General features: G+C 72.2%; 9 protein-coding genes. 3 read left to right on the top strand and 6 right to left on the bottom strand.

What is annotated here, in order from left to right; translation table 11 throughout:
- The first annotated feature begins 227 nt into the window (after positions 1-227).
- Positions 228-5,180: an NAD-glutamate dehydrogenase gene (locus tag AB0E77_RS07145; RefSeq protein WP_361566758.1), complete on the top strand. Its 4,953-nt coding sequence runs from the start codon at positions 228-230 to the stop codon at positions 5,178-5,180.
- A 131-nt stretch (positions 5,181-5,311) separates the two neighbouring features.
- On the opposite strand, the gene AB0E77_RS07150 is transcribed toward AB0E77_RS07145, so the two are convergent.
- Both AB0E77_RS07150 and AB0E77_RS07155 read right to left on the bottom strand, forming a co-directional pair.
- Positions 5,312-6,115 (bottom strand): ABC transporter ATP-binding protein, encoded by an 804-nt coding sequence (locus tag AB0E77_RS07150; protein ID WP_361566761.1) that lies wholly within the window; start codon positions 6,113-6,115, stop codon positions 5,312-5,314.
- Positions 6,108-7,037, bottom strand: a complete 930-nt coding sequence (locus AB0E77_RS07155) for an ABC transporter permease (protein WP_361566764.1) — start codon at positions 7,035-7,037, stop codon at positions 6,108-6,110. The genes AB0E77_RS07150 and AB0E77_RS07155 overlap by 8 nt, the downstream gene beginning before the upstream one ends.
- Before the next feature lie 150 nt (positions 7,038-7,187).
- On the opposite strand from AB0E77_RS07155, the gene AB0E77_RS07160 reads away from it, so the two are divergent.
- Positions 7,188-7,832, top strand: coding sequence for a TetR/AcrR family transcriptional regulator (locus tag AB0E77_RS07160; RefSeq protein WP_361566767.1), 645 nt, complete (start codon positions 7,188-7,190; stop codon positions 7,830-7,832).
- A gap of 297 nt (positions 7,833-8,129) precedes the next feature.
- On the opposite strand, the gene AB0E77_RS07165 is transcribed toward AB0E77_RS07160, so the two are convergent.
- Complete coding sequence (locus AB0E77_RS07165; protein ID WP_361566770.1) at positions 8,130-8,603, bottom strand: MarR family transcriptional regulator; 474 nt, start codon at positions 8,601-8,603, stop codon at positions 8,130-8,132.
- A gap of 104 nt (positions 8,604-8,707) precedes the next feature.
- Between AB0E77_RS07165 and AB0E77_RS07170 the strand changes: the two genes are divergently transcribed.
- Positions 8,708-9,121, top strand: a complete 414-nt coding sequence (locus AB0E77_RS07170) for an organic hydroperoxide resistance protein (RefSeq protein WP_361566773.1) — start codon at positions 8,708-8,710, stop codon at positions 9,119-9,121.
- A gap of 16 nt (positions 9,122-9,137) precedes the next feature.
- Here the strand turns inward: AB0E77_RS07170 and AB0E77_RS07175 are convergent, their stop codons facing one another.
- From AB0E77_RS07175 to AB0E77_RS07185, 3 genes are all read right to left on the bottom strand, one after another.
- Positions 9,138-10,676, bottom strand: a complete 1,539-nt coding sequence (locus AB0E77_RS07175; RefSeq protein WP_361566776.1) for a hypothetical protein — start codon at positions 10,674-10,676, stop codon at positions 9,138-9,140.
- A 135-nt stretch (positions 10,677-10,811) separates the two neighbouring features.
- Positions 10,812-12,089 carry a hypothetical protein gene (locus tag AB0E77_RS07180; protein ID WP_361566779.1) on the bottom strand — a complete coding sequence of 426 codons (1,278 nt, stop codon included), beginning with the start codon at positions 12,087-12,089 and terminating at the stop codon, positions 10,812-10,814.
- Positions 12,086-14,317 carry a CDP-glycerol glycerophosphotransferase family protein gene (locus AB0E77_RS07185; RefSeq protein ID WP_361566783.1) on the bottom strand — a complete coding sequence of 744 codons (2,232 nt, stop codon included), beginning with the start codon at positions 14,315-14,317 and terminating at the stop codon, positions 12,086-12,088. The genes AB0E77_RS07180 and AB0E77_RS07185 overlap by 4 nt, the downstream gene beginning before the upstream one ends.
- Positions 14,318-14,320 lie beyond the last annotated feature (3 nt).

Here is a 14,320-nt window from a genome sequence, read left to right on the forward strand (position 1 = left end):
ATCGAAGGTCCCCGGTTCGGCGCCGCGTACTCCCCGGACGGTGGTCGCGAGAGCGACATCACATCCGGTGGGCGCGTCGACATTGGCTGATATGCCCCCGCTCCTCTCGTCTTGCGGCATAGCGTCGGAACGGACCGGACACCCCGGGTCTCGACGCCACGTCGGAAGGCCGGAGACCGTACTTCCTTCTACGTCACGCAACGGCGCGCGACAGGAGCCAGAGGACAATGCAGACCAAGCTGGACGAAGCCAAGGCCGAGCTGCTCGAGAGGGCCGCGCGGGTAGCTGAGAACAGCCCGGTCGGGGGGCACCTACCGACTGGGACGACGGACGAGGGCTCGGCGGACACCCCGGGGATCCCGGGCACTCCGGACTACGCGTCCGTGTTCGCGTTCCTTCGGCGCTACTACCGGCACACCGCTCCTGAGGACCTCGCCGACCGCGACCCGGTCGACGTCTTCGGAGCCGCCGTCTCGCACTACCGGCTGGCCGAGAACCGCCCCCAGGGCACCGCGAACGTGCGGGTCCACACCCCGACGGTGGAGGAGAACGGCTGGACGTGCAGCCACTCCGTCGTCGAGGTCGTCACGGACGACATGCCCTTCCTCGTCGACTCCGTCACCAACGAGCTGACCCGCCAGGGCCGCGGCATCCACGTCGTCGTCCACCCGCAGTTCGTGGTCCGCCGCGACGTCACCGGCAAGCTGGTCGAGGTCCTCCCCGGCCCGCCCACCGACGACCTCCCGCACGACGCGCACGTCGAGTCCTGGATCCACGTCGAGATCGACCGCGAGACCGACCGCGGCGACCTGAAGCAGATCACCGCCGACCTGCTCCGCGTCCTCAATGACGTCCGCGAGACCGTCGAGGACTGGGGCAAGATGCGCGACGCGGCCGTCCGCATCGCGGAGGGGCTGCCGGACGAGCCCGCCCCGGACGACCTGCGCCCGCAGGAGGTCGAGGAGGCCCGCGAGCTGCTGCGCTGGCTGGCGGACGACCACTTCACCTTCCTCGGCTACCGCGAATACCAGCTGCGTGAGGACGACTCCCTGGCGGCCGTCCCCGGCACCGGCCTCGGCATCCTGCGCTCCGACCCGCACCACGCGACCGACGAGGCCCACCCGGTCAGCCCGTCCTTCGAGCGGCTGCCGGCCGACGCCCGCGCCAAGGCCCGCGAGCACCGGCTCCTCGTGCTGACCAAGGCCAACAGCCGGGCCACCGTGCACCGGCCGTCGTACCTGGACTACATCGGCGTCAAGAAGTTCGACGAGCAGGGCAACGTCGTCGGCGAGCGGCGCTTCCTCGGCCTGTTCTCCTCCGCCGCCTACACCGAGTCCGTCCGCCGCGTGCCGGTGATCCGCCGCAAGGTGGAGGAGGTGCTGGACCGGGCCGGGTTCTCGCCCAACAGCCACGACGGCCGTGACCTGCTCCAGATCCTGGAGACGTACCCGCGCGACGACATGTTCCAGACCTCGGTCGAGGAACTGGAACCCATCGTCACCTCCGTGCTCTACCTCCAGGAGCGCCGCCGGCTGCGGCTCTACCTGCGCCAGGACGAGTACGGCCGCTACTACTCGGCCCTCGTCTACCTGCCCCGCGACCGTTACACCACCGGTGTCCGGCTGCGGATCATCGACATCCTCAAGGAGGAGCTCGGCGGCACCAGTGTCGACTTCACGGCCTGGAACACCGAGTCGATCCTGTCCCGGCTCCACTTCGTGGTCCGTGTGCCGCAGGGCACCGAGCTGCCGGAGCTGTCCGACGCCGACAAGGAGCGCATCGAGGCCCGCCTCGTCGAGGCCGCCCGCTCCTGGGCCGACGGCTTCGCCGAGGCGCTGACCGCCGAGTTCGGCGAGGAGCGCTCCGCGGAGCTCATGCGCCGCTACGGATCGGCCTTCCCCGAGGGCTACAAGGCCGACCACGGCCCGCGCTCCGCGGTCGCCGACCTCGGCCACCTGGAGCGGCTCGACGCGGACAGGACGTTCGCGCTGAGCCTGTACGAGCCGGTGGGCGCCGTGCCCGAGGAGCGCCGGTTCAAGATCTTCCAGAAGGGCGGCTCGGTCTCCCTCTCGCACGTGCTGCCGGTGCTCAGCCGGCTCGGCGTCGAGGTCACCGACGAGCGCCCGTACGAGCTGCGCTGCTCGGATCGCACGACGGCCTGGATCTACGACTTCGGTCTGCGCATGCCGAAGGCCGCCGCCGGCGAGTACCTCGGCGACGACGCGCGCGAGCGGTTCCAGGACGCCTTCGCCGCCACCTGGACCGGCCAGGCGGAGAACGACGGCTTCAACGCCCTCGTCCTCAGCGCCGGCCTGACCTGGCGCGAGGCCATGGTGCTGCGCGCGTACGCGAAGTACCTGCGGCAGGCGGGCTCCACCTTCAGCCAGGACTACATGGAGGACACCCTCCGCAACAACGTCCACACCACCCGCCTCCTCGTCTCCCTGTTCGAGGCGCGGATGGCACCGGAGCGGCAGCGCGCCGGTCACGAGATCGTGGACGCCCTGCTCGAGGAGCTCGACGCGGCCCTCGACCAGGTGGCCTCGCTCGACGAGGACCGGATCCTGCGTTCCTTCCTCACCGTCATCAAGGCGACGCTGCGGACGAACTTCTTCCAGAAGACGAGCGACGGCAAGCCGCACGACTACGTCTCCATGAAGTTCGACCCGCAGGCCATCCCGGACCTGCCCGCGCCGCGCCCGGCGTTCGAGATCTGGGTGTACTCGCCGCGCGTCGAGGGCGTGCACCTGCGGTTCGGCAAGGTCGCGCGCGGTGGTCTGCGCTGGTCGGACCGCCGGGAGGACTTCCGCACCGAGATCCTCGGCCTGGTCAAGGCGCAGATGGTGAAGAACACCGTCATCGTGCCGGTCGGCGCCAAGGGCGGCTTCGTCGCCAAGCAGCTCCCCGACCCCAGCGTGGACCGCGACGCCTGGCTGGCCGAGGGCATCGCCAGCTACCGCACCTTCATCTCGGCGCTGCTCGACATCACCGACAACATGGTGGCCGGCGAGGTCGAGCACCCGGCGGACGTCGTCCGGCACGACGAGGACGACACCTACCTCGTGGTCGCCGCCGACAAGGGCACCGCGAAGTTCTCGGACATCGCCAACGAGGTCGCCGAGTCCTACAACTTCTGGCTCGGCGACGCCTTCGCCTCCGGCGGCTCGGCCGGCTACGACCACAAGGGCATGGGCATCACCGCCCGCGGCGCCTGGGAGTCCGTCAAGCGGCACTTCCGGGAGCTGGACGTCGACACCCAGAGCCAGGACTTCACGGTCGTCGGCATCGGCGACATGTCCGGCGACGTCTTCGGCAACGGCATGCTGCTCAGCGAGCACATCCGTCTGGTCGCCGCCTTCGACCACCGGCACATCTTCATCGACCCGACGCCGGACGCGGCCGTCTCGTACGCCGAGCGCCGCCGGCTGTTCGACCTGCCGCGCTCCTCGTGGGAGGACTACGACACCGAGCTGCTCTCGGCCGGCGGCGGTGTCTTCCCGCGCACGGCCAAGTCGATCCCGGTCAACGCGCACATCCGCGAGGCCCTCGGCATCGAGGCCGGCGTCACCAAGATGACCCCGGCCGAGCTGATGAAGGCGATCCTCACCGCCCCGGTGGACCTGCTGTGGAACGGCGGCATCGGCACGTACGTCAAGGCGTCCACCGAGTCCAACGGCGACGTCGGCGACAAGGCCAACGACCCCATCCGCGTCGACGGCAAGGACCTGCGGGTCCAGGTCGTCGGTGAGGGCGGCAACCTGGGCCTGACCCAGCTGGGCCGGATCGAGTTCGCCCGCACCGGCGGCAAGATCAACACGGACGCCATCGACAACAGCGCGGGCGTGGACACCTCCGACCACGAGGTGAACATCAAGATCCTGCTGAACGGTCTCGTCAAGGACGGCGACATGACCGTCAAGCAGCGCAACAAGCTGCTCGCCGAGATGACCGACGAGGTCGGCGCGCTGGTCCTGCGCAACAACTACGCGCAGAACACGGCGATCGCCAACGCGCTCGCCCAGTCCAACGACATGCTCAACGCCCAGCAGCGCTTCATGCGCCACCTGGTGCGCGAGGGCAGCCTGGACCGGGCCCTGGAGTTCCTGCCCACCGACCGCCAGATCCGCGAACGCCTGACCGCCGGACAGGGCCTGACCGGCCCGGAGACCGCCGTCCTGCTGGCGTACACGAAGATCACGGTCGCCGAGGAGCTGCTGCACACCTCGCTGCCCGACGACCCGTACCTCAGGAGCCTGCTGCACGCGTACTTCCCGACGGCGCTGCGCGAGCAGTTCCTCGAGGAGATCGACAACCACCCGCTGCGCCGCGAGATCACCACCACGGTGCTGGTCAACGACACGGTCAACACGGGCGGTACGACGTATCTGCACCGGATGCGCGAGGAGACGGGCGCGTCGCTCGAGGAGATCGTGCGGGCGCAGACCGCGGCCCGGGCCATCTTCCGCGCCTCCCCGGTGTGGGACGCGGTGGAGTCCCTGGACACCAAGGTGGAGGCCGCCGTCCAGACCCGGATCCGGCTGCACTCGCGCCGGCTGGTCGAGCGCGGCACCCGCTGGCTGCTCAACAACCGGCCGCAGCCGCTGGAGCTCGCCGAGACGGTGGACTTCTTCGCCGAGCGCGTCGAGCAGGTCTGGGCGCAGCTGCCCAAGCTGCTGCGGGGCGCGGACGCGGACTGGTACCAGCACATCTACGACGAGCTGACCGCCGCCGGGGTGCCGGACGAGCCGGCCACACGCGTGGCCGGGTTCTCGTCGGCCTTCCCGACGCTGGACATCGTCTCGGTGGCCGACCGCATGGGCAAGGAGCCGCTGGACGTCGCCGAGGTGTACTACGACGTCGCGGACCGGCTGGGCATCACCCAGCTGATGGACCGGATCAGCGATCTGCCCCGCGCCGACCGCTGGCAGTCCATGGCCCGCGCGGCGATCCGCGAGGACCTGTACGCGGCGCACGCGGCGCTCACGGCGGACGTGCTGGCGGCGGGCAACGGCACGTCGACGCCGGAGCAGCGGTTCGAGCTGTGGGAGCGGAAGAACGCGGCGATCCTCGGCCGGGCGCGCACCACGCTGGAGGAGATCAAGGGTTCGGACGCCTTCGACCTCGCCAACCTGTCGGTGGCGATGCGGACGATGCGGACGCTGCTGCGGACGCACTCGTGACGGCGCACTCGTGACGGTGGAGCCGTGCGGGGCACGCACGGCGCGTGACGGTGCAGCCGTGCGGGGCACGGCGTAGGACGCAGGCGCCCCGGGTCGTTGCGACCCGGGGCGCCTGCGTGTCGTCGGTGGGTCTAGCGACCGGTGAACTTCTCGTACTCCTTGAGCACCTCGTCCGTCGGCCCGTCCAGGCGCAGCTCGCCCCGCTCCAGCCACAGCACCCGGTCGCAGGTGTCGCGGATGGACTTGTTGCTGTGGCTGACCAGGAACACCGTGCCGGCGTGCTTGCGCAGCTCCCGGATGCGTTCTTCGGAGCGCTTCTGGAAGGAGCGGTCGCCGGTGGCCAGGGCCTCGTCGACCAGGAGGACGTCGTGGTCCTTGGCGGCGGCGATGGAGAAGCGCAGCCTGGCCGCCATGCCGGAGGAGTAGGTGCGCATCGGCAGGGTGATGAAGTCGCCCTTGTCGTTGATCCCGGAGAAGTCGACGATCTCCTGGTAGCGCTCCTTGATCTGGGGGCGGGACATGCCCATGGCCAGGCCGCCCAGGTAGACGTTGCGCTCGCCGGTGAGGTCGTTCATCAGGGCGGCGTTGACGCCGAGCAGGGATGGCTGGCCGTCGGTGAAGATGCGGCCCCGCTCCACGGGGAGGAGGCCCGCGACCGCCTTGAGCAGGGTCGACTTGCCGGAGCCGTTGGTGCCGATGAGCCCGATCGCCTCGCCGCGGTAGGCCACGAAGGACACGTTCTTCACCGCGTGCACCCGGCGCACGCCCGCGGCCTGCTCGGTCTTGCCGCGCCGCACGATGCGGTTGAGGGCGGCCGTCGCGGAGCCCCGGCCGGCGCCGGTGCCGTTGACCCGGTAGACGATGTCGACGCCGTCGGCGACGACGGTGGGGACGCGTGCGTCCGCCGGCTGGGTGGTGCCCGTGTTGTCAGCCACGACCGTAGGTCTCCTCGGCCTTCCAGAAGTAGATGAAGCCGCCGATCCCGGCGGCCAGCGCCCAGCCCAGCGCGAGCGCCCACACGTGGGGCGGCAGGTGGCTCGCCCCGAAGGTGTCGATCAGGGCGAAGCGCATCAGGTCGATGTAGACGACGGCGGGGTTGAGCTGGAGCACCGTGCCGACCCAGGACGGCAGCCCGCTGTCCGGGCCGGTCATGTGGTCGATGCTGAACATGACGCCCGAGCCGTACATCCAGGTGCGCAGCAGGAACGGCATCAGCTGGGCGATGTCGGGGAACCTGGCGCCCAGCCGGGCCATGGCCAGGGACACTCCGGCGTTGAACACGAACTGCAGCACCAGGGCCGGCACCGTCAGCACCCAGGAGAGGCCCGGCGGCACGCCGAAGGCCAGCAGGATGACGGCCAGGGCGGCCATCGAGAACAGGAGCTGCTGGAGCTGCTGGAGGCAGAAGGAGACCGGCAGGGCGGCCCTCGGGAAGTGCAGGGCCCGCACCAGGCCGAGGTTGCCGGAGATGGCCCGGGTGCCCGCCATGATCGAGCTCTGCGTGAACGTCCACACGAACACGCCGGTGACCAGGAACGGGACGTAGTCGTCGACGCCGCGCTTGGTGTCCATCAGCACGCCGAAGATGAAGTAGTACACCGCCGCGTTGAGCAACGGCGTCATCACCTGCCACAGCTGGCCCAGCTTCGCCTGGCTGTACTGGGCGGTGAGCTTGGCGGTGGCGAAGGCGCCGATGAAGTGCCGGCGGGCCCACAGCTGACGGACGTAGTCGGGCAGCGAGGGGCGCGCGCCGCTGACCGACAGACCATGGCGGGCGGCGAGCGCCGCGAGGTCGTGGGACGCGGTGGACGCGGCCGGGGCCGGTGTCGGGGGCGGGGTGTCGAGGACCTGGCTCACATCCGTTGCTTTCGCTCGGGGGAGGGACGCTGACCGTTCATGACGTCGTCCATGACGTCGGGACGGCACCGTATCGTCGTGACGTGAGCGTAGGCCCGGTCGACGTCGGAACGCAACCGTTTCGTCGTCACGCCCCTATGCTTGGCTCGTATGACGACCAACGCCGATGCCGACGCCGTCGCCGACGAGCCCCAGCCACGGCCGCGCCGCCGGGCCCCCGCGGGGGCGGCCGTGCTGCGCGAGGACGTGACGGAGGCGATCCGGGCGGCGGTCTTCGAGGAGCTCGCGGCGGTCGGCTACGCGCGGATGTCCATCGAGGGGATCGCGCGACGGGCCGGGGTCGGCAAGACGGCCGTGTACCGGCGCTGGCGCTCCAAGCTGCACCTGGTGCTCGACATCGTGTCGGCGCTCGCGGTGCAGGGGCTGCCGGCGCCGGAGACGGGGTCGCTGGAGGGGGATCTGCGGCTGCTGTACGAGGTGACGTCCCGGGCGCTGCGGCATCCGGTGGCCTCGCAGATCATTCCTGACCTTCAGGCGGAGGCGGCGCGTAATCCGGAGATCGCGGAGGCGTTGCAGAAGACGGTGCGGGAGGGGCAGGACGGGGTCGCCAGCAAGATCCTCGCGGCGGCGGTGGAGCGGGGGGAGCTGCGGGGCGGGGTGGACGTGGAGCTGGCGTTGGACCTGATCTCGGGGCCGCTGTACTGGCGGTCGGTGGTGGTGCGTGGGGGGAAGCTGCCGAAGGGGTATCTCGGGGCGTTGGCTCGGGCTACGGCGGCGGGGCTGCGGGCGTTGTAGGTGCCGGCGTGGGGTGCCGGTGCCGGTGGCCGGGCGGGGGGGTTTCGCAGCCCGGCGTTGCGGGGTGCCTCCCCACGCTCGGCTTCTCCCCCACGCTCGGCTTCGCTCGCGCGGGGGGACCCCCATGAGCGGGAGGAGGTGCGGGGGGACCCCCATCGCCCCTGGGGGTACCTTCCAGGCCGTTCAGGCACTGGGGGAGGCACGACTGCCCGCAGCTGGGGCGGCACGACTGCCCGCAGCTTGGGGCGGGTGGGCCGGCTTCCCGCAGCTGGGGGGCGGTGGGCTGGATGCCCGCGGCTACGGCTGCCGGTACGCCGTGTCCAGGGCGTTTGTCAGGCGGTCCAGGCGGGTGCGTAGGTCCTGGATCTCCTCCAGGTCCAGGCCCGTTGCCGTGGCGATGCGGCGCGGGACCTCCGCGGCCCCTTCGCGCAGGGCGAGACCCTCCTCCGTCGGGCGGACCGTCACCGAGCGTTCGTCCTGCGCGCTGCGCTCCCGGTGGATCAGGCCGGCCGTCTCCAGCCGCTTGAGCAGTGGCGACAGCGTGCCCGAGTCGAGTCGCAGATGCTCGCCGAGCCGCTTGACCGGCAGCTCGCCGTGCTCCCACAGCACCAGCATCACCAGGTACTGCGGGTAGGTGAGTCCCAGCTCCTTGAGCAGCACGCGGTACACGCCGCCGAAGGCGCGCGAGGCGGCGTTCAGGGAGAAGCAGATCTGCTGGTCGAGGCGGAGCCAGTCCGCTGCGGGCGGGAGCGGGGGCGGTGGCGTGGTCATGGGTCCAGGGTAGCTTTGCGGAGCATTGAGTTGTGCACAATTTAATTGTGTGCTTTGATTCTGGGGTCGGAATGACCCTTCAGCTCTCCCAGGGACGGTTTCTCATGGACGCGCTCTACACCGCCGCCGCCACCGCCACCCACGGCCGTGACGGCCGTGCCGTCAGCTCCGACGGCCGGCTGGACCTCGCTCTCCGCGCCCCCGTCGAGATGGGCGGCGACGGACAGGGCACCAACCCGGAGCAGCTGTTCGCCGCCGGGTACGCCGCCTGTTTCGGCAGCGCCCTCGGCCTCGTCGGCCGGCGGGCCAAGGTCGACGTCAGTGACGCCGCGGTGACCGCCGAGGTCGGCATCGGCAAGCAGGGCGAGGGCTTCGGCCTCGCCGTCACCCTCCGCGTCGAGCTGCCCGAGGGCGTGGACGAGGAGACCGGCCGCAAGCTGGTCGAGCAGGCCCACCAGGTCTGCCCCTACTCCAACGCCACCCGCGGCAACATCCCGGTCGAGCTCGTCATCGAGTAGTCCCCCCGGGAAGCACTCACCCGACCCGCGCCAGCACCTCCCCCGTCCGCTCGCTCCACGCCGTCACCACCGCCTCCTCGGGCACCGGGTGCCAGCGCGTCAGCAGCAGCCAGCGGACGTGGTAGCGGCGCACGACGGCAGCGCGCTCGGCGCGGGTCGAACCGGGCGCGAGATACGCCTCCACGTCGGCCTCGCGCCGTCTGCGCTCCCGCTCGTCCAGCGACGCGTCCGGCCAGGCGGGCGCCGCGAGGTTCGGCCCGTACCCGGCGATGGCGTGCACGGCGTAGTAGCCGTCGGTGATCACCACCTCGCCGGGCCGGATGTGCCGGGCCGCCCAGTCGTACGCCGGCCAGTGCGGCGGCTGCGTGAAGCCGGCCGGCACCACCGCCCCCGCCTGGACGGTGAGGAAGCCCAGCAGCGCGCCCGCGCCCACCACCGTGCCCAGCAGGCGCCGCCACCGCCCCCACGGACGCGGAGCCGCCAGCTCGATCGCCGCCGCGAACTGCAGCGGCACCAGCGTGAGCCCGAGAATCCTGCCGTAGGTGTAGTGGCCGCTGAACCAGCCGTACGCCACCACGGCGCAGTCCAGCGTGAACATCAGCACCAGCGGATCCCGCGCCGAGCGGCGTCCGCGCAGCCACAGCGCCGGCAGCCCCAGCAGCGCCAGCCAGAACTCCCCGGGCAGGTCCAGGTACAGGACCCGGTGCATGCCGTCCACGCTGTCGTCGCCGGCCAGCGCGAAGACGTCGAAGTACGGCCAGCAGGCCGCCGACCCCAGCGCCACCGCGCCCGTCAGCGCCCACCGCGCGACGACCGCGCCGTGCCGGCCCCGCTGCCACCCCGCCACCAGCGCCACGCCGCCCAGCGCCGCCGCCACCGCCGTGATCGGGTGGACCAGCAGAATCAGCCCGTACAAGGCGCCCAGGCCGGCGTAGCCGCCGAAGCCGCCCAGTCCGCTGGGACCCACGTACCGCACCCGGCGCGCGTCGCGGGCCAGCGTTCCCGTCAGCGCCCAGGCCCACAAGGTGAGGCCGATCGCGAACGCCGACGGGTAGCCGAGGTTGCCGGTCATCGACATCAGGCCCAGGTAGCCGCTCCACCAGGCCCGGTCGGTGCCCCACAGCAGCGTCATCGCGCCCAGTGCCAGCACGGGCGCCCACGGCCGGGGGCTCAGCACCCGCACGAAGCGGTTCAGGCCGGTCAGCAGCACCACCAGGTTCAGCGGCCCGGCGAGCCGCACCACCTCCCAGCCGCCCAGTCCCGACGCCCGGGCGAACAGGCCCTGCGCCACCGCGTACGGCGAGTAGTAGGCGCTGCCCGCGCCCGGCAGGTCGGCCGTCGGGTGACGCGGATGCAGCAGGCCGGCCTTCAGGCGCTCCACCACCGCCGCGTGCTGACCGGCGTCGCAGCACAGCGGCACCCGCCAGTACGCCAGCGACATCACCAGGAAGAAGAGGAAGCCGACTGCCTGGAACGGGGTGGGGCGCCACGAGCGGCCGCCGCGCAGCGCCGTCGCGCCACGCACGGTCCGCCGGACGAGGACGCCGGCGCTCACGGGAGGACGGGGGAGGGGGACATCCGGGGCATTTGCCGTATGTTCCCGCCGAGGTCAGTGCCTTGACGTCACTTCACCTCAACGGGTGAGGACCGGGTCAGTGGGTGAGGACCGGATCCGGGCTCCCCGGCGGAGTCAGCTGACCGCGCGCTCCCGGTCGGCGTGCCCCTGCGCGGGCAGGGCCACCCGGCCCCGCAGCGCCGGTTCCAGCAGCAGCGGAACGCCCACCACCGGCAGCAGCCAGGCCAGTACGATCAGCCGCTCGCCCCAGATGTTGATGTCCGGGTGCGCGGCCTGGGTGAGGATGCCGGTGAAGGCCGCCGCGACCACGAAGACGCCGACCGCGCGCCCCCGCCGCAGCGCGCCCCACGCCCCGGCGCCCAGGGCCGCGACGAACAGCGGCTCCCACGCCTGCCGGCGCAGCCACTCCACCCAGAAGTTGCCCTGCAACTGCCAGAACTCCGGCCACGGATTCCTCCGGTCCGGCCGCGCGAAGTGGTCGGTGAGCAGGTCCTGGAGACTGTCGGCCTCCGACGGGTAGTGCAGCAGCCGGGCCACCGCCATCGTCAGGACCGCCCCGGCCAGGCCCACGGCCGCGAGCGCCCGCACGCCCCGGCCCGGCGGCCGGCCCCGCCGGTGCCGCCGCAGGGCGACCGCGGCGCCGGCCGCCGCCAGACACACCCCGAGGAACAGCGCCTGGGAGTGCTTGACGGCGAACAGCGCGAGCAGCGACCCGGTGACCAGGGCGAGGCCCGCCCTCTCGCGCCCCGCCCGCAGCACCAGCGCACAGCCCCACACCACGGCCAGCGTCAGCGCCATCAGCAGTCCCTCGGTCATCGGGCGCATCGCGGTCGTGCCGCTCGGCAGCACGTAGTACAGGGCCTGCCCGGTCAGTGCGAGCGGCACCGGCAGGGACAGCGTCCGCAGGATCAGGAAGGCGAGGACGCCGCCCGCGCACGCGATGACGACGCTCGCCGCCCACACCCCCCACGTCGTCCCGAAGGCGGTGACGAACGGCACCAGGAACGCCGGATAGCCGGGGCGCACCTCGAAGATCCGCATGAAGCGGCCGGGCATGAACGGCGCGATGCGACCGGTGGCCTCCCCGGCCGCCAGGCGCGGCTCCACCCGCGCCCACTCCCGCTCCCGGCACTCCGCCGTGACCCGCTCGGTGGGGTCGGCGCGGTGGAAGCGGACCACGTCCACGCCCTGGTCGCGCCGGGCCACCGAGGCCCGGCTCGCGCACACGTAGTCGATGGTGGCCGCCGCCGCTCCGCGCTCGCTCTCGCCGGACAGGCGCAGGGCGTACGCCAGGTAGTTCCGGGTGTCGGGCGTGTCCCGGCCGGTGACGTTCGCGAGCTGGAGCAGCGCGAACACCGCGGCCAGGACCAGCACCCAGGTGCGGGGCCTCACGAGGACGGCAGCAGGTCGTGGTCGGCCGTGGACACGGCCCGGGGCCCGGGGATGGAGACCGCGGGATCCGCCGTCGGCATCGCCTCGCCCAGCATCAGCGTCCGGACGACCCGCTCGGCGGCCCGCCCGTCGTCGTACTCGCCGAACCGCGCCCGGAACGCGGACCGCAGCCGTGCCGACTCCTCGTCCCGCCACGCCCCCGACTCCAGCAGCCACGCCAGCTCCCGGTAGGAGCGCGCCACATGGCCCGGCGCCTCGGCGGTGATGTCGAAGTAGGCGCCGCGGCTCGCCGTGAAGGCGCCCCAGTCGTCGGCGTGGACGACGATCGGCCGGTCCAGGAGCGCGTAGTCGAACATCAGGGCGGAGTAGTCGGTGATCAGCAGGTCGGAGGCGAGCATCACGTCCTCGACGTGCGGCTCGTCCGTCGCGTCGACGACCACGCCCCGCCGGTGCAGCTCGGACAGGCCCATGCCGCGCGCGTGGCCGGTGGCGAGCGACGGGTGCAGCCGGACCACCAGGGTGTGGTCCTCGCCCAGGTCGGCGGCGAGCCGGGCCAGGTCGATCCGGTCGACGTGCCCGCCACGCCGGTAGTCGCGGCGGGTCGGCGCGTACAGCACCACCGTGTGGCCCTCGGGCACGCCGAGCCGCTCACGCACCCGGCGGCCGTGCTCGGGGCCGGCGTTCACCAGGACGTCGTTGCGCGGGCTGCCGGTCCGCACCGAGGTGAAGTGGCACGGGTAGGCCCGCTCCCACACCAGCTCCGAGTGCCGGTTGGCGACCAGGCTGTAGTCCCAGCGGTCGGCGCGGCGCAGCATCTGCGGCACGTCCAGGCCGTGCCGGGCACCCGGCTTGCCCAGCAGGTCGGCACCCATGAACTTCAGCGGGGTGCCCTGGTGGGTGTGGATGTGAACGCTGCCGGGGCGCTTGGCCAGCGCGCCGGGCCAGTTGACGTTGTTGACGAAGTACGTGGCCCGCTCGGTCACCCGGCGGTAGGCGGAGCTGCCCAGCAGCACGTGCTCGGTGTCCGGCGGCAGCAGCCGCGCGTCCTCCTCGTCGCGCACCACCCACACCCCGCGCAGCCGCGGCGCGATCTCGCGGGCCTTGTGGTAGACCGCCGCGGGGTCGCCGAGCACGCCCCGGTGGGAGAACGCCGAGTACACGACGAGGTCCGGGTCCAGGGGGCGGCGGCTGTTCACCGCGGAGCGGACCCGGCCCAGACGCCCGGCGGCGGCGCCGCCCGCCTGCCGCGTCCGCCGCACCAGCGCCCGGCCGGCCCGCCCGGACTGCCGCCCCAGCCGGTACGCCGCCCAGCCCCGCTCCAGCACCCGCAGCTCCGGTGGGGTCCTCACGCCCTCGGGCCGGTGGGCGCGGAACATCTCGGCGGTGCGGCGGAAGAACTCGGCCTTGTCCGACGGGGGCAGCCGGTCCGGCTTGGACAGGATGTCCAGGCAGTGCTCGCCCATCTTGGCGTGCAGGAACGGCCGCCAGACGGCCAGCTCCGGCCGGGCGTCGACGAAAGCGAAGACCCGCGCGTACTGCTCGTGGATGTCGAAGTGCTTGCGGCTGGTGGTGGACAGGATGTTGCCGCTGCGCCGCTGCCGGTAGTTCAGGCAGATGCGGTCCAGCGTGGCGATCCGCCCCGCGCTGAACATCACCGGGAAGGTCCAGGGCGTGTCCTCGTAGTAGCCCGGCGGGAAGGTGAAGCCCTCGCGCTCGGTGAAGTCGCGCCGGTAGACCTTGTTCCACACCACCATCAGCAGGTCGAGGATCTCCGGGCGCTCGGCGGCCGTGAAGGTGCCGTCGCCGGCCTCCGCGAGGACCCGGGCGAGGACGTTGCGGCGGGTGCCGCCCCACCAGTAGGTGCGCGCGTAGTCGAAGACCAGGACGTCCGGGTCGTCCGTCTCCGCGAGCCGGTCGGCCATCGCCCGCAGGGCGCCCGGGGTGAGGGTGTCGTCGCTGTCCAGGAAGAACAGGTAGTCGCCGGTGGCGTGCGGCATCCCGGCGTTGCGGGCCCGGCCGAGGCCGGCGTTCTCCTCCAGGTGCAGCACGCGCACCCGCTCGTCGCGGGCCGCGTACTCGTCGAGGATCGCGCCGCAGCCGTCCGGCGAGCAGTCGTTCACGGCGATCACCTCGATGTCCCGGTAGGACTGGTCCAGGACCGAGTCGAGGCACTCGCGCAGGAAACCCTGCACCTTGAAACAGGGGATGATGACGCTGAAGCGGGGCACTGC

This window comes from Streptomyces sp. NPDC032940, assembly GCF_040636935.1.
In the GTDB taxonomy this organism is placed as follows: domain Bacteria; phylum Actinomycetota; class Actinomycetes; order Streptomycetales; family Streptomycetaceae; genus Streptomyces.

Excerpts from the sequence above, each read along its gene's own strand:
- AB0E77_RS07145 (WP_361566758.1), top strand. The coding sequence starts at position 228 with ATGCAGACCAAGCTGGACGAAGCCAAGGCCGAGCTGCTCGAGAGGGCC.
- AB0E77_RS07165 (WP_361566770.1), bottom strand. The coding sequence starts at position 8,603 with ATGACCACGCCACCGCCCCCGCTCCCGCCCGCAGCGGACTGGCTCCGC.
- AB0E77_RS07170 (WP_361566773.1), top strand. The coding sequence starts at position 8,708 with ATGGACGCGCTCTACACCGCCGCCGCCACCGCCACCCACGGCCGTGAC.
- AB0E77_RS07160 (WP_361566767.1), top strand. The coding sequence starts at position 7,188 with ATGACGACCAACGCCGATGCCGACGCCGTCGCCGACGAGCCCCAGCCA.